14 protein-coding genes and 1 other RNA gene are annotated in these 16,629 nt (G+C 64.4%); 12 read left to right on the forward strand and 3 right to left on the reverse strand.

Annotated features, from left to right (window positions below; genetic code table 11):
* Nucleotides 1-25: 25 nt before the first annotated feature.
* Together GGR23_RS03565 and GGR23_RS03570 are read left to right on the forward strand one after the other, a co-directional pair.
* Nucleotides 26-1,609 (forward strand): putative bifunctional diguanylate cyclase/phosphodiesterase, encoded by a 1,584-nt coding sequence (locus GGR23_RS03565; protein ID WP_183364711.1) that lies wholly within the window; start codon nucleotides 26-28, stop codon nucleotides 1,607-1,609.
* A gap of 92 nt (nucleotides 1,610-1,701) precedes the next feature.
* Nucleotides 1,702-3,075 carry a serine hydrolase domain-containing protein gene (locus tag GGR23_RS03570; RefSeq protein WP_210296823.1) on the forward strand — a complete coding sequence of 458 codons (1,374 nt, stop codon included), beginning with the start codon at nucleotides 1,702-1,704 and terminating at the stop codon, nucleotides 3,073-3,075.
* A 59-nt stretch (nucleotides 3,076-3,134) separates the two neighbouring features.
* Here GGR23_RS03570 and GGR23_RS03575 read toward each other — a convergent pair whose 3' ends face one another.
* The 3 genes from GGR23_RS03575 to GGR23_RS03585 form a co-directional block, all read right to left on the reverse strand.
* A complete protein-coding gene (locus GGR23_RS03575; RefSeq protein WP_246364881.1) occupies nucleotides 3,135-4,262 on the reverse strand; it encodes a lytic transglycosylase domain-containing protein in 1,128 nt (375 codons plus the stop codon).
* Between the two features lie 114 nt (nucleotides 4,263-4,376).
* The gene (locus GGR23_RS03580) at nucleotides 4,377-5,009 is read right to left on the reverse strand and encodes a hypothetical protein (protein WP_183364713.1); all 633 of its coding nucleotides are present in this window, start codon (nucleotides 5,007-5,009) and stop codon (nucleotides 4,377-4,379) included.
* A 75-nt stretch (nucleotides 5,010-5,084) separates the two neighbouring features.
* Nucleotides 5,085-6,296: a pyrophosphate--fructose-6-phosphate 1-phosphotransferase gene (locus GGR23_RS03585; RefSeq protein WP_183364714.1), complete on the reverse strand. Its 1,212-nt coding sequence runs from the start codon at nucleotides 6,294-6,296 to the stop codon at nucleotides 5,085-5,087.
* 390 nt (nucleotides 6,297-6,686) lie between these two features.
* Between GGR23_RS03585 and GGR23_RS03590 the strand changes: the two genes are divergently transcribed.
* The 10 genes from GGR23_RS03590 (at nucleotide 6,687) to GGR23_RS03635 (ending at nucleotide 16,627) form a co-directional block, all read left to right on the forward strand.
* Complete coding sequence (locus tag GGR23_RS03590) at nucleotides 6,687-7,397, forward strand: J domain-containing protein (protein WP_183364715.1); 711 nt, start codon at nucleotides 6,687-6,689, stop codon at nucleotides 7,395-7,397.
* Nucleotides 7,394-8,161, forward strand: a complete 768-nt coding sequence (locus GGR23_RS03595; RefSeq protein ID WP_183364716.1) for an N-acetylmuramoyl-L-alanine amidase — start codon at nucleotides 7,394-7,396, stop codon at nucleotides 8,159-8,161. The genes GGR23_RS03590 and GGR23_RS03595 overlap by 4 nt, the downstream gene beginning before the upstream one ends.
* A 283-nt stretch (nucleotides 8,162-8,444) precedes the next feature.
* Entirely contained in the window at nucleotides 8,445-8,999 is a 555-nt protein-coding gene (locus GGR23_RS03600) for a lytic transglycosylase domain-containing protein (protein ID WP_183364717.1), read from the forward strand.
* 53 nt (nucleotides 9,000-9,052) lie between these two features.
* Nucleotides 9,053-9,478, forward strand: an RNA gene (gene rnpB / locus GGR23_RS03605) — RNase P RNA component class A.
* Between the two features lie 422 nt (nucleotides 9,479-9,900).
* Nucleotides 9,901-10,341, forward strand: coding sequence for a division/cell wall cluster transcriptional repressor MraZ (mraZ, locus tag GGR23_RS03610; protein ID WP_183364718.1), 441 nt, complete (start codon nucleotides 9,901-9,903; stop codon nucleotides 10,339-10,341).
* 14 nt (nucleotides 10,342-10,355) lie between these two features.
* A complete protein-coding gene (gene rsmH / locus GGR23_RS03615) occupies nucleotides 10,356-11,381 on the forward strand; it encodes a 16S rRNA (cytosine(1402)-N(4))-methyltransferase RsmH (RefSeq protein ID WP_183364719.1) in 1,026 nt (341 codons plus the stop codon).
* A gap of 2 nt (nucleotides 11,382-11,383) precedes the next feature.
* The gene (gene ftsL, locus GGR23_RS03620) at nucleotides 11,384-11,926 is read left to right on the forward strand and encodes a cell division protein FtsL (protein ID WP_183364720.1); all 543 of its coding nucleotides are present in this window, start codon (nucleotides 11,384-11,386) and stop codon (nucleotides 11,924-11,926) included.
* Complete coding sequence (locus GGR23_RS03625; protein ID WP_183364721.1) at nucleotides 11,926-13,659, forward strand: peptidoglycan D,D-transpeptidase FtsI family protein; 1,734 nt, start codon at nucleotides 11,926-11,928, stop codon at nucleotides 13,657-13,659. The genes ftsL and GGR23_RS03625 overlap by 1 nt, the downstream gene beginning before the upstream one ends.
* A 77-nt stretch (nucleotides 13,660-13,736) precedes the next feature.
* The gene (locus tag GGR23_RS03630; protein ID WP_183364722.1) at nucleotides 13,737-15,197 is read left to right on the forward strand and encodes a UDP-N-acetylmuramoyl-L-alanyl-D-glutamate--2,6-diaminopimelate ligase; all 1,461 of its coding nucleotides are present in this window, start codon (nucleotides 13,737-13,739) and stop codon (nucleotides 15,195-15,197) included.
* Nucleotides 15,194-16,627, forward strand: coding sequence for a UDP-N-acetylmuramoylalanyl-D-glutamyl-2,6-diaminopimelate--D-alanyl-D-alanine ligase (locus tag GGR23_RS03635; RefSeq protein WP_183364723.1), 1,434 nt, complete (start codon nucleotides 15,194-15,196; stop codon nucleotides 16,625-16,627). Before GGR23_RS03630 ends, GGR23_RS03635 begins: the two co-directional genes overlap by 4 nt.
* The last annotated feature ends 2 nt before the right edge of the window (nucleotides 16,628-16,629 follow it).

The following is a 16,629-nucleotide window of genomic DNA, read 5'->3' on the forward strand; positions in this document are numbered from 1 at the left end:
TGGCTCGACAGCAGGAGCGATTAACATGACGTTAAAAGCGTTTCTGCCGGGCAGGCCCGCCGGTTATGCGCTGGGATGTTCGGCATTGGCCATGACGGTCCCGGCATTGACCTATGGCAGCGGAATCTTTGGCGAATCTGCACCGGCAGCCTGTGCTCAGGCGCCGATGCTGGCGCTTGGCGTCGTCGCGGCAGCGGCGGGCGGCCTGGGGTTTGCCCTCGGAAAGACGCGGGAACATCTGCAACATGCGCTTCGCCAGATGGAGGCGCGGGAGCAGGCCCTGGTCCACGAGGCGCGGCATGACAGCCTGACGGGCTTGCGCAACCGTCTTGCCCTCAAATCGGATGTGGCGGCCATTCTCGCCTCGTCGCTGCTGCCCCGGCAAGCCCTGCTCCTTCTCGATCTGGATCGCTTCAAGTTCGTCAACGACACGCTCGGCCATGATGCCGGTGACGAGCTGCTGCAGAACCTCACCCGCCGCCTGCAATCGCTGGTCACGCCTGCGGACGGGCTCTACCGTCTGGGCGGCGACGAATTCGTCATCCTCCTCGACGATCCCGACAGCCTTGGCAGCGTCGAGGCCTTCTGCCGCCGCCTGGAGCAGGCGATAGAGGAGCCGCACGACCTCGCCAAGGGGCGGGTGGCAACGGGCGTCAGCATCGGCATTTCCTTCCTGCGCACCACCGATGCGGATCTGTCGGCGGCGCTGAAGCGGGCAGACCTCGCGCTCTACAAGGCAAAGGAGGTGCCGGGTTCGGCCCACGTGTTCTACAACGACGCGCTGGCGGAACAATCCACCCTGCGGGTCGAGCTCGAGCGCGATCTCAGCCGCGCCCTGGCCGATGGCGAGTTCTATCTGGAATACCAGCCCATCGTGGGCGTCGAAACGGGCGCGGTCCGCTCCTTCGAGGCGCTGCTGCGGTGGGACCATCCCGATCGGGGTGTCCTCCCGCCGCCGTTGTTCGTGCCGCTGGCCGAGCGCACGGGGCTTATCGTGCCGCTCGGCCGCTGGGTGATGCGCCAGGCCTGCCTCGAGGCAGCGAAGTGGCCCTCGCCGACCGGTGTTGCGGTCAATGTGGCCGGCGACCAGTTCAAGGATCGCACCTTTGTCAGCCATGTGCTCTCCTGCCTGCGGGAGGCGAGGCTGGCGCCGGGGCGCCTGACGATCGAGATCACCGAATCGATCTTCACCATCGACATCGAAGCGCTTTCCGAAAGTCTTGCCGAACTGCGCTCCTACGGCGTGCGGATCGCCCTCGACGATTTCGGCACCGGCTTTTCCTCGATCAACAATCTCAAGAGTTTTCCGCTCGACCAGCTCAAGATCGACCGATCCTTCGCGCGGGAGATGCTGGCCGACAGCCGCGACGCGGAACTCGTCGAACTCATCCGCAGGCTCGGCGACACGTTCCGGGTCTCTACCACCATCGAAGGGATCGAGACGGAGGGGCAGCTGGAATTCATCCGTGCCCTTGGCGTGGCAGAGGCGCAGGGCTTCCTCATCTCCCGGCCGATCCCTGCCGATCAGGTGGGCGAATTCTGCCAGCAATGGCGGTCCGCCCATGGAGAAACGGGAGAGCCCGTCCGGGCCGAAAGCGCTTCCGGCTGAAATGGTGGATTTTGCAACCGGGTGCCTTCCGCGCGACCCGGTTTCCTGATTGACTTCGCCCCGTCTGGTTCGAACGCGGGGAGAAGGTGCTGATGTTGGGCAAGATGGTGCGCGGGCTTTTCCTGGCGATGCTGGCAGTCTTTGCCGGGCTTCTGGCATGGCTTTACGTGGCGCCGCCGGAGCTGCTCCTCGTCGGTGACAGCTACAGCGCCAAGATCGTCTGCTCGAACCGCTTCATCGCCGGGCGCGATCCGGCCGAGGTGATGGCGGTCGACGTGCAGGCGCCCGGGCATCCGCTCCTCAAGTTCGTTAGCGCCGTCGTGGACGAGGAGCGCAAGACCGTCACGACACGGATTTTTGGCTTCTTCGCGGAATCGAAGGCCGCCTATCGGGACGGGCTCGGCTGCACCAATCTGCCGCGCGGCTATGATCTCAGCGCCCTGTCGGGCCTGCCGCAGGGGCCTCAGGCCCTGCCGAAGCCGTCCGATATCGCCTGGCCCGCCGGCGACGCCCCGCTTGCCGATGGCGATGCCCGGCCCGAGCTTGCCGCACCGCTCGCGGACGGCAAACTGCTTGGTCCCGGGATCCGCGCCGTGGTCGTGATCAAGGACGGCAAGCTGGTCGGCGAGCATTATGCTCCCGGCTTCACCAAGGAAACGCCGCTCCTCGGCTGGTCGATGACGAAATCGGTGAACGCAGCCATCGCCGGGCGCCTGATGGCGGAGGGGCGCCTCTCCTTCGATGATGCCAACCTGCTTCCGGAATGGGCCGGCGACGAGCGGAAGGACATTCGCCTGCGCGATCTGATGGGCATGGAGAGCGGGCTGCGATTCAACGAAGACTATGGCGACGTCAGCGACGTGACCCGGATGCTGTATCTCGAACCGGACATGGCGGGCTTTGCCGCCGGTCAGCCATCGGAAGCGAAGCCCGGCACCACCTTCCGCTATTCGACCGGAACGAGCGTGCTGATCGCGCGGATCTGGATGAACCGGATCGGCGATTTCGGCGAGGCGACGGCCTATCCGCAGAAGGCGCTCTTCGCGCCGCTCGGCATGACCAGCGCCGTCCTCGAAACGGATGTGACCGGAACACTGGTTGGCGGATCCTATCTTTATGCCACGGCAAGAGACTGGGCCCGTTTTGGCCAGTTCCTCCTTCAGGACGGCGTGTGGAACGGCACCCGCCTTCTGTCGGAGGAATACATGCAGGCCGTGCGCACGCCCTCCAGGGCATCCGGCGGGCTCTATTCCGGTGCCCAGACGTGGATCGCCGGCCCGGACGACAAGCCCAGCTCCGCCTATGGACTGCCGGAAGATACCATCTGGCTGCAGGGCCATGACGGGCAGACGGTCGCCATCATCCCCTCGCAGCGGCTTGTCGTGGTGCGCATGGGCCTCACTCCGAGCAAGCTTGGCTGGGTGCCTCAGCCGCTGGTCAAGGCGATCGCCGACGCCCTCGATTGAGGCGCACATGAAAAGGGCCCCGGAAGGGGCCCTTGATGTCATCATGTCGCCGTCGCGGCTTACTGGACCTGTGCCAGCAGCCCCTTGCGCTTGGCGTCGTAGTAGTAGCCGCGGGCATAGAGCCGCACCGCATTGTCGTGATTGTTGTCTGCAACCATGAAAGCGCCGCGCAGATACTTGACCGCGTATTTCAGATTGGTCTCGGCGTCGAAGAGGCCCGAGGGGCTGCCGGTATAGCCGAGCGACTTGGCGGTGTTGTAGCGGATCTGCATCAGACCGTAATTGCCGCGGCTGTAGGCATTGGGATTGTACATGCTCTCGCGGCGTACCACGCGGTGCACGAGGGCTTCGGGAACCTGATAGAGCTCGGCATATTTCTTGATGAGCGCCTGGAGCTTGCCGCTCGGCGCAAGGCCGGTTTCCTTGGCGATCTCCTTCGGCGCGCTGGTGTCGAAGGCGTCGAGAGCCATCATCTCCGGCGTGCTGGCATAGGCTTCGAGGCCCATGGGCTTCATGTCGGGCCGCGGCGTGGGAACCGCGACGCCCGCGAGGAGCGGATTGGGATTGCCGGGTGCAGGATCTGCGCTGGCAAGACGCTGCTGCAGAAGCTCGGCGTCCTTCTGGGCGCTGCTCTGCGGCTGGGTCAGCGGCTGCGTGACCTGCGGATCATCGGGACCGCCTGCGGTCGGGATGGAGTTGGCCGCCGCAATGATATCGGGACGGGGCTGCGGAACAGCCACCACGGTCGGCGTGGCGTAAGCCAGTTCCATGCCCGGGGTCGTCTGTGCCTGAGCCAGGGGATTGGTGCCGGCCGTATCGGCCATCGCGACCTGTTGCAGCTGCGGCTGGCCCGGGAGGACAGCGGCTGCGGCCTGGACCGGCGCCGGCTGCATCAGGGCAGCCATCTGCGGATTGGACGGATTGGGGGTCGGAAGGGGAATGCCTGCGGCCTGTTCGGCGGCAACGACGGTCGGACCTTCGGACAATGTCTGGGTGGAAACGGCGCCCGGCTGGCCGGGGGCGGCATAGGCGGTCTCGGCTGCCTGCGTCGGCATGGGAACCACCTTCTTGGACTTGCCGTCGGCGAGCTTGTTATACTCGACGCTGGCGCAGCCGCTCAAGGTGGCTGAGATTGCGGTCGCGAGCAGAAGAGCGCTCTTCAGACCGGCATATCGGGTCACTGCCATGCAGCTTTTTTCCTCGAATGGGGGCAGTGCCATGCTTAACAGATCGCAATTGCCCGTTTCAAAAGATGCCCTGTGTTAACCGATTTGCGGCATGGCCGCAAGCTGGAAGCCCCCTCAGGCCGCCTTCCGGCGGTAGCTGATGCGGGTCTGGCCGTGCTGATGGAGCGCGCCCATGCTGGTTTTCAGGGCCTTCCGGCGGGCAGGAAGAAGATTGAGAAAGGCATGCGCCCGCGCCGGGAAAAGGCCGAAAAAGACGGCCGAAAGCAGGGTAACGCCTGTAAATACCGCGCCTGCGATCAGGAACTGCGGCATGATCGCGCGGTCGGGGTCGATGAACTGCGGAACGACGGCGGCAACCAGCAGCGCCGTTTTCCAGTCGTAGCCCCGGAATGCGGATTCGACCGCGATGCGCAGGGCGCCGCGCACGGGCAGATTGTCGTTAGCGGCCATGGGCCGGTAGGCGAGGGAGGGCGCGAGCGCCCCGGCGGTGGCCAGCCAGAACAGCACCGCCAGCCCGCCCCAGCGCCACAGGATGATCAGTCCCGGCGAAACGTTCATGATGCCGAAGGCGGCTGCGAGCGGCAGTGCCGCGAGCGCAATGCTGGAGGCGATCCAGCCGAACAGGGCGGCTGCGGCGGTGCCCAGATCGGTTCTGGCGAATTCCGTCAGCTGCCGTGCCCTTTCGCTCGGCCAGCCGAGGACGAGAAGCGCAAAGAGGGAAAGCATCAGTCCGGTTGCAGCGGTCATTATGTCCTTTCTCCTCCTTGCATCGCCTGTCATGGCGGGTGGCCGTGCCTATGGAGACATCGGCCAGCCGTTTCGTCAACCGGCCTTGAAGGCCTGTCCGACATGATCCATCAGCTCCCCGAACCACCGCGTCGACAGATCGAAGTGCTTGCCGCCCTTGATCCGCGGGAACTCGATGGTCCGAAGCTTGCCGTTCTGTGCTTCGTCGTGACCGGTCACGCCGGAAACCTTGTTGAGGGCGCTTTCGACCGCAAGGTCCACCATGCTCTGGATCAGCCTGAGGTCGTCGGCATTCGCCGGCGCAGAACGGGCATAATAGCCCGATTTCTGGACCATTGCACGCTCGGCGCCGATCAGGGTGCCAAACTGCTTCGAGAACCAGTTGCCGACATTGATGGTATCGATCTTCACGTGGCCGAAGGCATCGCGCTTGATGGTTTCGCCGGCGGCTTCGCGCTCGGCCACGATGGCGTCCAGGCAGGCGCCTTCCGAGACGAAGACGGTCACGAAACCGGCGTCGTCCATGATCTTCTTCAGGCGCTCGGACTCTTCCTGCAGGTTGAAGGCCATCTCCGGCAGGTAGATGCCGTCGATGTTCTTCATCTGGGTGTTCATCATCAGGCCGTCGATATACTCGTTGTGGCGGGTTCGCTCGACATAGGCCCTTGCGGTCGCGGCGGTGAGCCAGCCGCAATGGCGGCCCATGACCTCATGCACGACGAGCGTGCGCGGCGCGGCGCTCTGCTCGTTGCTGACGTGATCGAAGAAACCGGCGCCGACTTCGGCTGCCGTCCATGCGCCGAGCGACTGGCGGATCGGAACCACGTCGTTGTCGACGGTCTTCGGCAGGCCCACCACGGTGAGGTCATAGCCATTGGCGCCGAGATAGGCCGCAAGGTCCGCAGCCGTCGTGTTGGTGTCGTCTCCGCCGATGGTGTGCAGGATGGTGATGCCATCGGCAGCGAGCTGTTCGGCGGCGGCCTTCAGCGGGTTGACGCCTTCCTTGACGAGGCCGCGCTTGGCGCAATCGGCGGCATTCGTCAGCTTGACGCGGCTGTTGCCGATCGGCGAGCCGCCATAGCGGTGCAACAGATGCGCCTTTTCCCGCATGTCCTTCGTGATTTCGATGCGGTCGCCGAGCAGAAGACCCTGATAACCGGAGCGGTAGGCTACCAGCTCGATCTCGGGAGCCACATCGCTGTAGCGCTCGATCAGTCCGCCAACGGCGGAGGAAAGGCAGGGAGCAAGCCCCCCGGCGGTCAGCATTGCGACTTTCTGTTTGGCCATTCGTCCTCCTTCACGCCGTCATGCCTCAGGCGGCGCCTTCATCAAATTCGTGCCCGATGGATGCGTCACCCTGCCGGAACTGTAAAGGGCGTATCGCGTTCCGTGCAGCCTTTTCGACTGGTCTTTCCCGGTCTGCAAGAAGGGTTTTGGATATAATCGGTTGAAACTCCCCGGCGGCCCGGATGCGTGTGGATAAGCGCCGGTCGCGGCCGGGGTTGCAGGTTGGCTTCGGCTGAACCGTCTATCAGCAAAATACGATGGCGCAGGATAGCGGGCGTCTGTTAAGGAGAACATGAAACTTCAGCAGGGGGTGCGACGTCATTTTACTTGCCAATGTGCGGGTAAATCGGTCAACCTTGAACAGAGATGTCTTCGGGAACGAAAGCGCATATGACCTTCTGGGAAAAATTGCTGGGCGCCGTCGCTGATACTGCCAGCAATGCCTTGTCAGCCGTGGTGGAAGCCATACGCACCGTTTTCGAGGGCGATCCGGAAACGCGCCGGAAGGTTGCGTTTTCCGTCGCCATCATCGCGCTTTCCGCCAAGATGGCAAAGGCAGATGGCATCGTGTCGGAAGCGGAGGTTGCCGCCTTCCGTCGGATTTTCGAGTTTCCGCCCGAAGAGGCGAAGAACGTGGCCCGCCTCTACAACCTCGCCCGTCAGGACGTGGCGGGATTCGAGGCCTATGCGGAGCGCCTTGCCGGCCTTTGCGCCACCTGCGAAAGCAATTGCCCGGTGCTGGAGGACGTCATCGACGGACTGTTCCACATCGCCAAGGCGGACGGGCTGATCCACGAATCGGAATATGCCTTCCTGACCCGCGTTGCCGAGATTTTCGGCATCGGCGACGAGCATTTCGCGCGCATCACGGCCCGCCATGTCTATGTCGAAGGGAAGGATCCCTACCGCGTTCTGGGCGTGTCGCCGAGCGACGATTTTGCCTCCATCCGCAAGCATTATCGCGGCCTTGTCTCCGAACATCATCCCGACCGGCTGATCGCGCGGGGCGTGCCCGCCGAATTCCATGCCATTGCCAACGACCGGATGGCGCAGCTGAATGCGGCCTATCGCGCCATCGAGCGGGAACGCCGCGCCGCATGAGCCATTTTTCTCCCGATTACGCCCATGCGACGGTTTGCCCGTCGCCCAATCACGGTCCGCGCGTCGGCAAGGGCGAGGCCGGCCCCGACATGATCATCCTGCATTATACCGGCATGCCGAGCGAGGACGGCGCCATCGACTGGCTTTGCCGCCCGGAGAGCGAGGTTTCGAGCCATTACGTCGTCCGCGAGAATGGCGAGGTGTTGCAGCTTGTGCCCGAGGCGCGGCGTGCCTGGCATGCGGGCAGGAGCTTCTGGGCCGGCGAAACGGACATCAATTCCCGCTCGATCGGCATCGAAATCGCCAATGCCGGGCATCCGGGAGGGCTTCCGCCATTCCCGGACGTGCAGATCGCGGCGTTGATCGAACTCTGTCGGGATTGTGTCCGTCGTTGGGCAATAGCGCCGGAAAGGGTGCTTGCCCATTCGGATGTTGCCCCGGTGCGCAAGGTCGATCCGGGCGAGCGGTTTCCCTGGGGCACGCTCCATGCGGCCGGCATCGGTCACTGGGTGGAGCCGGCTGAAATCAGCGGCGGTCGGTTCTTCCAGCGGGGCGATTGCGGTCCCCCGGTCGAGGCGCTCCAGTCCATGCTGTCGCTCTATGGTTACAGAACTGAAATAACGGGCGAATTCTCCGATGCGACGGCGGGCGACGTCGAGGCTTTCCAGCGGCATTTCCGGCAGGAAAGGGTGGATGGCGTGGCCGATGCCTCGACCATCCAGACGCTGCATCGGCTGTTCAGCACACTGCCGCGCTATGCCTGATCTTCGGTGCGCCTGAGGGCGGCCACCCATCGGCGGGTTCCATCAAAATCGCCTCTGCCACGGTCTTTCCCTATTCTCTCCCCATTGGGCTGCTTTAACTCCAGACGTCAGCGGCGGCCCGGCCCGATCCCGGATGCGGAAGGCGGGCTGCCACAACGTCAACACGCGTGAACGGATACGCTTCTGCCGGCCGGTAGCCTTGCCGCCGGGTGAAAGCGCAGGGATGGGCCCGAGCGACTGTGCCGCCCGCCACCGTTCGCCCGCATGGAGAATACATAACCCAATGATCAGACGGTCCCTCGCTGCCGCGGCAAGCATCGCCCTTCTTTTGTCCGGAAATTCGATTGCCCATGCCGGCGCCATCGACAGGATGGAAACCGGTTCCATCGCGCCGCCGGCCCGCTCCGGAAAGACCTCCGTTCCCGGCGTCAAGGCCGGCCTGCCAGGCGTGAAAACGGAAACCGGCAAACCCTATGGTGCCATCATCGATCGCTATGCGGCGCTCAATGGCGTCGACGAGGATCTTGCCCACGCCGTCGTGCGCGTCGAAAGCAACTACAATCCGAAGCTTCGTGGTTCTGCGGGAGAGGTGGGCCTGATGCAGATCAAGCCGGCCACGGCGCGCATGATGGGCTACCGCGGCACCGTGAAGGGCCTCTACGATCCCGAGACCAACATCCGTTACGGCATGAAATATCTCGCCATGGCCCAGACGCTCGGCGGCGGCGAAACCTGCAACACCATCCTCAAATATAATGCCGGCCACGGCGCGAAGCGCATGAACCCCGTATCCAGGCGCTATTGCGGCAAGGTCACGATGCTGCTCGCCGAAAGCTGAGGCCGGCCGTTTTCTTCTGGCCAAGCCGCGCAATCCCCGCTAAGGACCCTTTGCCAGTCGGCCGGGCAGCCGCGCTTCATCAATGCCGAAAGGCGATGGGGTGAGGAAAGTCCGGGCTCCACGGAAAAACGGTGCCGGATAACGTCCGGCGGGGGCGACCCCAGGGAAAGTGCCACAGAAAACAGACCGCCCCGCCACCTGTCCGCTTCCCCGGGAGCGGAGAGGCGGCGGGGCAAGGGTGAAAAGGTGGGGTAAGAGCCCACCGCGAACCTGGCAACAGGGACGGCATGGTAAACCCCACCGGGAGCAAGACCGAATAGGGATGACACGCGGCCGCGCAAGCGGCCCAGCCTTTTTTCCGGGGCCGTCATCCGGGTGGGTTGCGCGAGGCCGTGCGCGAGCACGGTCCCAGATGAATGGCTGCCACGTTCCGCGCAAGCGGAGCCATACAGAACCCGGCTTACAGGCCGACTGGCAACTTCCTTTTCCGGCGACACGGGCCAAAATTCGCCCGGCTCCGGAAATCGGAACTAAATCTTTGATATCCAATCAGAAAAATTTCGTCTCTCCGCCCTTTCGAAAGCGCGGAAAAAGCGCCGTGCTGCGCTCTAAAACCCTGATTTCCTAACCTTTCGTTAATCTTAACGGCTTATGAATATACGATGCGTCCGGGGTCCCTCCACGGCTCGCTCCCATTGACGCCCATGTGGTCCCATGGTATCCCAAATGCACACACACCGAGGGCTTGTAGCGGCCCATCCATCGTCCAAGCGGTACGGCTCCCCGAAAGGGGCAACCGTCGGCCATGCGGCCAGCGGACGGCGGACGCGTGTGAAAGTGTTAGTGGCGCTGGAAGTCGGCTCGGGCCGTCTTCCGCCAGGGGAAACGGCTGTAACGCGTCATGAACCGCTTCCTGTCTCATGCAACCAACCGGGTCGATGCGAAGGGGCGGGTCTCCGTTCCGGCGCCGTTCCGGTCCGTTCTTCAGGAGCGGCAGATACAGGAGCTCTACGGTTTTCAGGATTTCGTGTTTCCGGCGATCAGCATCGGGGGACCCGAGCTGATGGAGCGGTTCGAGCGCCAGCTGGGCCAGCTCGATGCCTTCAGTCCGGAAGCGCACCAGATGTCGCTCCTCGTTCACGGGGGTGGCGTCTTCATGAAGCTCGACCCGGAAGGGCGGCTGATGGTGACGGATTTCATCCGCGCCTTCACCGGCATCACGACGGAAGTCACCTTCGTCGGGCGGGCGGACTATTTTCAGTTGTGGCAGCCTCGGGCATTTCAGGATGCCCAGCAGGCAGCCCGGCTGGCGCACCAGCGGCGGAGCGCGCCAGCCACATAATACGAGGGTACGCGATGGCGTCGAAAACGGACGGGGAGCATTCCCGGCCCGGGGAGGAGGCTGCGCGCCACATCCCCGTCATGCTGGCGGAAGTTCTGGAGGCGCTCGAGCCCTCCGAAGGTAAGGTGATCCTGGACGGCACCTTCGGGGCGGGCGGCTATGCGCGGGCCATCCTGGACCGCGGCGCGACCGTCATTGCACTCGACAGGGACCCCACGGCAATCGCCGGCGGACAGGCGCTCGTCACCGAGCGCGCGGGACGGCTTTCCCTTGTCCAGTCCGAGTTTTCCCGCCTCGCGGAGCACGCTCCCGAGGGTGGGCTTGACGGCGTTGTGCTCGATATCGGCATCTCCTCGATGCAGATCGACGAGGCCGAGCGCGGCTTCTCCTTTCAGAAGAACGGTCCCCTCGACATGCGGATGTCCGGCAACGGTCTCTCGGCTGCCGATGTCGTCAACCGCGCCAAGGTTTCGGATCTCATCCGCATCTTCAGCTTTCTCGGCGAGGAAAAGCAGGCAGGCCGCATTGCCCGGGCCATCGAGAAGCGCCGCGAGCGCGAACCCTTCGCCACCACGCGCGACCTCGCAAACCTCATCGAACTGGTCAATCCGCGCAAGGCCAAGGACAAGATCCATCCGGCCACGCGCGTCTTCCAGGCGCTGCGCGTCTATGTGAACGACGAGCTCGGCGAGCTCGGCCGCGCGCTTCTGGCCGCCGAGGCTGCCCTGAAGCCGGGCGGCCGTCTTGTTGTCGTGACCTTCCATTCCCTGGAAGACCGCATGGTCAAGAAGTTCTTCGCCGACCGTTCCGGCAAGGCGCAGGGTTCCCGTCACATGCCGATGATCGAGGATCGTCCGCCGGTTTTCACCCCCGTCGGCAAGGGGCTGGTGATCGCATCGGAAGACGAGGCCGAACGCAACCCGCGCGCCCGGTCGGCAAAGCTGCGGGCCGGCATTCGCACCGAGGTGGCGGCCGGCAAGGCCGACCTTTCCATCTTTGACCTGCCGTCGCTGACGGCGCTCGAGAAGCTTGGAGGCTGATGATGCTCAGGACTGCCGACATCGTCATGGTCGTCGTCATGACCGCAGCCGCGACGGTGACCTATTCGATCAAGCACCGTGCGGAGCTCAAGCTCGAGGAAGTCCGCAAGATCGAGGCCGAGATCCGCCTCGAACGCGACACCATCGATCTCCTGAAGGCCGATTGGGCGCTTCTGTCCCAGCCGAACCGGCTCCAGCGTCTGATCGACGCCTATCAGGCGGATCTGGCCCTTGTGCCGACGGCCTCGACCCAGCTTGCCCAGCCGTCCGAACTTCCCATGCTGAAGGCAGACGTGCCGCCGCCGCCCGAAGATACGAAAAAGGACGGCAAGGCGAAGGGCAAGGACAAGGACAAGGACAAGGACAAGACCAAGGAGCCTGCTGCCGGGCTGCCCGTTGCATCCGCGCCCGCAAAGCCTGTGGTCGACGACGTGGCGGCCATCATTTCGGGCGGCCAACAGCCCGCTTCGCCTGATCAGGCTCCGGCAAACTCCGGGGCCGAATATGAAACGGACGATATGTCAACCGGATCGGTGGAACAGTAATGTCTTTTCTCTCCCGCATCATGGTGGTCAAGAGCAAGGCGCATTTCTCGGCGGGCGGCAACCGCGCGCCGGGTGCCTTCGAGGGAACGCGCAAGAAGAAGCAGAGCCAGACGAAAAGCCGTCTGGTCATCATGATGAGCGCCTTCGTGATGGCCTACGGCGTCATTGGCGGCCGGCTCGTCCAGTTCGGTGTCACCTCGCCGGAGGAGGTATCGAGCATTCCGCCCGCAGACCGCCTGATGGCCTCGCGCCCCGACATCCTCGACCGTAACGGCGAGGTGCTGGCGACCGACGTCCGCACGGTGTCGCTCTACGCCGAACCGCACAAGATCGTCGACGTGGACGAGGCCGTCGAGCTTCTGAACTCGGTGCTGCCCGATCTGGACGTGAAGGGCACCTACAAGAAGCTGTCGTCGAAATCCCATTTCCAGTGGCTGCGCCGTCAGCTGACCCCCAAGCAGCAGAACCAGATCCTGGCGCTCGGGATTCCCGGTATCGGCTTCCGTCCGGAAAAGCGGCGCTTCTACCCGGGCGGACCGACGGCTTCCCATATCATCGGCCATGTCAACATCGACAACCGCGGCATCGCGGGCATGGAGAAGTATATCGACGGGCAGGGGCTTGCCGATCTCGCTGCCGTCGGCATGACCAGCAATGCCCCGCTCGAACCCGTCCGCCTGTCGATCGACCTTCGCGTCCAGAACATCCTGCGCGAGGAGCTGGTCGCGGCGAAGGACCGCTATCACGCCCTTGCAGCCGGTGGCGTCGTCCTCAACATCCATACCGGCGAAGTGCTCGCCATGGCGTCCATTCCCGATTACGACCCGAACAACCCGGTTCAGGCGCTCGAGAAGGACAACATGAACCGCATGTCCGCCGGCACCTTCGAGATGGGCTCGACCTTCAAGACCTTCACGACGGCCATGGCGCTCGACAGCGGCAAGGTCAAGCTCTCCGACAGCTTCGACGCCCGCAACTCGATCACCATCGGCGGATTCACCATCCACGATTTCCATGCCAAGCACCGCATCCTGTCGGTGCCGGAAATCTTCATCTACTCCTCGAACGTGGGGACCGCCCGGATGGCCGACCTCGTCGGCATCGAGGCGCACAAGCACTTCCTCACCCGGATGGGTCTCCTCAGCCGGATGCAGACCGAGCTTCCCGAGGTCGCAACCCCGACCCAGCCGAAGGTCTGGAAGAAGATCAACTCCATCACGATTTCCTTCGGCCACGGTGTTTCCACGACCCCGCTGCAGACGGCGGTGGCCGCGGCTGCGCTGATGAATGGCGGCAAGCTCATCCCGCCGACATTCCTGCCGCGAACGGAGGAGCAGGCCGACCAGGTAGCCGAGCAGGTCGTGAAGCCGAGCACCGTCGAAGACATGAAGACGCTGTTCCGCATGAACGTGACGAACGGCTCCGGCAAGTCGGCAGAGGTGCCCGGCTTCGTCGTGGGCGGCAAGACGGGCACGGCCGAAAAGGTGGTGAACGGGCGCTACAGCTCCGACCAGCGCTTCAATGCCTTCCTTTCCGCCTTCCCGATCGACAAGCCGGAGTACATCGTGCTCGTTGTCGTCGATAACCCGCAGCCGGAAAAGCCCGGCATGGGGGCAACCGCCGGCAGCAACGCTGCCCCGACGGTCGGCAAGGTGATCAGCCGCACGGCAGCGCTTCTCGGTGTCAAGCCCAAGTTCGGGCCGGATGGAAATGCCTTGCTGATGTCTTATTGAACCGTAGACAATCCCGGAGATCGATTCGGGCCAGAAGGACCTGCCTGACGGCCCCCAGCAGAGAAAAGTGCATTCTGATGAAACTGAAAGACCTGTCCGGGGATCTGTTTCCCGAGCTTCAGCCGCTTCTGTCCGGTCCTGCCGGAGACATCGACGTCACGGGCCTCAGCGCCGACAGCCGTCAGATCAAGCCGGGCATGGTCTTCGTCGCGCTCGCGGGCGTGAAGGCCGATGGAGCGCGGTTCGTGGATGCGGCGGTCGCCAGCGGTGCGGTTGCGGTGGTGGCCGGCCACGATGTGCAGGCCGCCGTTCCGGTGCTGCGCGTTGCCAATCCCCGCCGCTATCTCGCCCATGCCGCCGCCCGTTTCCATGGGCGCCAGCCAGGCTGCATGGTCGCTGTCACGGGAACCGCCGGCAAGACGTCGGTTGCCTCCTTCACCCGTCAGATCTGGGCCCATGCGGGGCACCAGGCGGCGCAGATCGGCACCACCGGCGTCATTTCGCCCAGGCGCAACGATTACGGTTCGCTGACCACCCCCGATCCGGTTTCGCTGCACCAGCTGCTCGCCGAGCTCGCGGACGAGGGCGTCACCCATGCGGCGATGGAAGCCTCCAGCCACGGCCTCGATCAGAGCCGCCTCGACGGCGTAAGGCTGGCTGCGGGCGCCTTCACCAATCTCGGCCGCGATCACATGGACTACCACCCCGACATGGACGACTACATGCGGGCGAAGATGCGGCTTTTCACCGACCTGCTCCCCAAGGGTGCGCCTGCGGTCATCTTTGCGGACGACGCCTGGTCCGAGAAGGCCATCGCGGCTGCACGCGCTGCCGGTTGCGATATCAGGACCGTGGGCCGCCACGGTGATTTCATCGCGCTGAAGCGTGTCGAGCACTTCCGCCACAAGCAGGTGGCCGAGGTGCATGTGGGCGAAGAGATCTTCGAGGTCCACATTCCCCTTGCCGGCGATTTCCAGATTGCCAATGCGCTGGTTGCGGCCGGCCTTGCCATGTCCACCGGCGTTCCCGCCGCCACAGCCATGAAGGCGCTCGAGAAGCTCGAAGGAGCATCGGGGCGTCTCGAGCTGGTCGGCAAGACGAAGGACGGGGCGCTGGCCTATGTGGACTATGCCCACAAGCCGGAAGCGCTTGCGAACGTGCTTTCCTCCGTCCGTCCCTTCACCACCGGCCGCGTCATCGTTGTCTTCGGCTGCGGGGGAGACCGCGACAAGGGCAAGCGCCCGATCATGGGCGAGATCGCCACGCGTCTCGCCGACATAGCGATCGTGACGGATGACAACCCGCGGACCGAGGTGCCGGAGACGATCCGCGCCGAGATCATGGCCGGAGCCAAAGGCGCGCGCGAAATCGGCGACCGGGCCGAGGCTATCCGCGAGGCGGTCGCCATGCTCCGCTCGGGCGATACGCTGATCGTGGCCGGCAAGGGCCACGAGGAAGGCCAGACCATCGGGACGGAAACCTTCCCCTTCTCCGATCATGCGGAACTGCGCAAGGCACTGGAGGGCCATGACCATTGACCTATCTCTGGACCTGCGATGACATGATCAAGGCCATGCATGGCCGCCCCGTCGGGGTTCTGCCGGCGGGCATCACCGGCATCTCCATCGACAGCCGGACGATCGCTCCCGGGGAAGCCTTCTTTGCGATCAAGGGCGACCGGGTCGACGGGCACAATTTCGCATCCATCGCCGTTGCCAATGGCGCAGCCATGCTTGTCGTCAGCGAGGCGAAGCTGCCGGCGCTCGGACGCCTCACGGTGCCCATGATCGTCGTCGACGACGTGCTCGCGGCGCTCGGCCGGCTCGGCATGGCAGCGCGCGATCGCATCCCCGGCAAGGTCATCGCCGTCACCGGTTCGGTCGGCAAGACCACCACGAAGGAGATGCTGCGCCACGTGCTTGCGCCCTCGGGTCAGGTGCATGCGTCGGTCGCCTCCTTCAACAATCACTGGGGCGTGCCGCTGACGCTCGCCCGCATGCCGCGGGATACGGATTACGGCATCTTCGAGATCGGGATGAACCATTTCGACGAGATCCGCCCGCTGGTGAAGCTCGTCCGGCCTGATATCGCCGTCATCACCAATATCGGCGCGGCCCATCTCGGCAATTTCTCGAGCCTCGAGGACATTGCCGTCGCGAAGTCTGAGATATTCGAAGGCGTCGTCCCCGGCGGGGCGGTTCTGATCAATCGGGACAGCGCCCAGTTCGACATCATGGATCGGGCGGCCCATGCGGCAGGCGTGGCCCATGTCTATACCTTCGGCGCGAACGCGCGGGCCGATTTCCGCCTCGCGGAATTCGACGGCTCGCCCAGCGGGTCCACCGTCTGGCTGCAGGCGGGCGGTGCCACCCATGAAGTCTCCATCGGCGCTCCGGGCCGTCACATCGCGGAAAATGCGGTTGCGGTGCTGGCTGTTGCCGAACTCGCCGGTGCCGATGTCGAGAGGGCCAAGGGGGCGCTTGCGACGCTGAAGCCGGAAAAGGGCAGGGGTGCCCAGCACCGGCTGGCGATTCCCGGCGGCGTGATCACCCTGATCGACGAAAGCTACAACGCCAATCCCTCGTCCATGCGCGCGGCCATCGCGCTTCTTGCCGGCACTGCGCCCTCGGGCGAGGGGCGGCGCGTGGCCGTGCTCGGCGACATGCTGGAGATGGGCGAGTTCTCGCCCGAGCTTCATGCCGAGCTCGCCGAACCGCTGAGGGAAGGCGGCATCCATACGGTCTGGCTCGCCGGTCCCGACATGGCCTACCTTGCCGAGGCCCTTTCCGGCACGACCGAAATCGAATACCGCAAGACGGTCGACGATCTCATCCCCTTCGTGCTGACCTCCGTTCGCCCCGGCGACGTCCTGATGGTCAAGTCGTCCAAGGGCACCGGTTGCGGCCGGATCGTCGATGCACTCATTCAACAATATCCCGCCGTGCCGTCGCCGGGCGCAACCGCTTAAGA

The organism is Gellertiella hungarica (assembly GCF_014197145.1).
In the GTDB taxonomy this organism is placed as follows: domain Bacteria; phylum Pseudomonadota; class Alphaproteobacteria; order Rhizobiales; family Rhizobiaceae; genus Gellertiella; species Gellertiella hungarica.

Coding starts and splice junctions, on each gene's coding strand:
- GGR23_RS03625 (WP_183364721.1), top strand. CDS start 11,926: ATGTCTTTTCTCTCCCGCATCATGGTGGTCAAGAGCAAGGCGCATTTC.
- mraZ (WP_183364718.1), top strand. CDS start 9,901: ATGAACCGCTTCCTGTCTCATGCAACCAACCGGGTCGATGCGAAGGGG.
- GGR23_RS03565 (WP_183364711.1), top strand. CDS start 26: ATGACGTTAAAAGCGTTTCTGCCGGGCAGGCCCGCCGGTTATGCGCTG.
- GGR23_RS03595 (WP_183364716.1), top strand. CDS start 7,394: ATGAGCCATTTTTCTCCCGATTACGCCCATGCGACGGTTTGCCCGTCG.
- GGR23_RS03570 (WP_210296823.1), top strand. CDS start 1,702: ATGTTGGGCAAGATGGTGCGCGGGCTTTTCCTGGCGATGCTGGCAGTC.
- GGR23_RS03585 (WP_183364714.1), bottom strand. CDS start 6,296: ATGGCCAAACAGAAAGTCGCAATGCTGACCGCCGGGGGGCTTGCTCCC.
- ftsL (WP_183364720.1), top strand. CDS start 11,384: ATGCTCAGGACTGCCGACATCGTCATGGTCGTCGTCATGACCGCAGCC.
- GGR23_RS03600 (WP_183364717.1), top strand. CDS start 8,445: ATGATCAGACGGTCCCTCGCTGCCGCGGCAAGCATCGCCCTTCTTTTG.
- rsmH (WP_183364719.1), top strand. CDS start 10,356: ATGGCGTCGAAAACGGACGGGGAGCATTCCCGGCCCGGGGAGGAGGCT.
- GGR23_RS03580 (WP_183364713.1), bottom strand. CDS start 5,009: ATGACCGCTGCAACCGGACTGATGCTTTCCCTCTTTGCGCTTCTCGTC.
- GGR23_RS03590 (WP_183364715.1), top strand. CDS start 6,687: ATGACCTTCTGGGAAAAATTGCTGGGCGCCGTCGCTGATACTGCCAGC.
- GGR23_RS03630 (WP_183364722.1), top strand. CDS start 13,737: ATGAAACTGAAAGACCTGTCCGGGGATCTGTTTCCCGAGCTTCAGCCG.
- GGR23_RS03575 (WP_246364881.1), bottom strand. CDS start 4,262: ATGGCAGTGACCCGATATGCCGGTCTGAAGAGCGCTCTTCTGCTCGCG.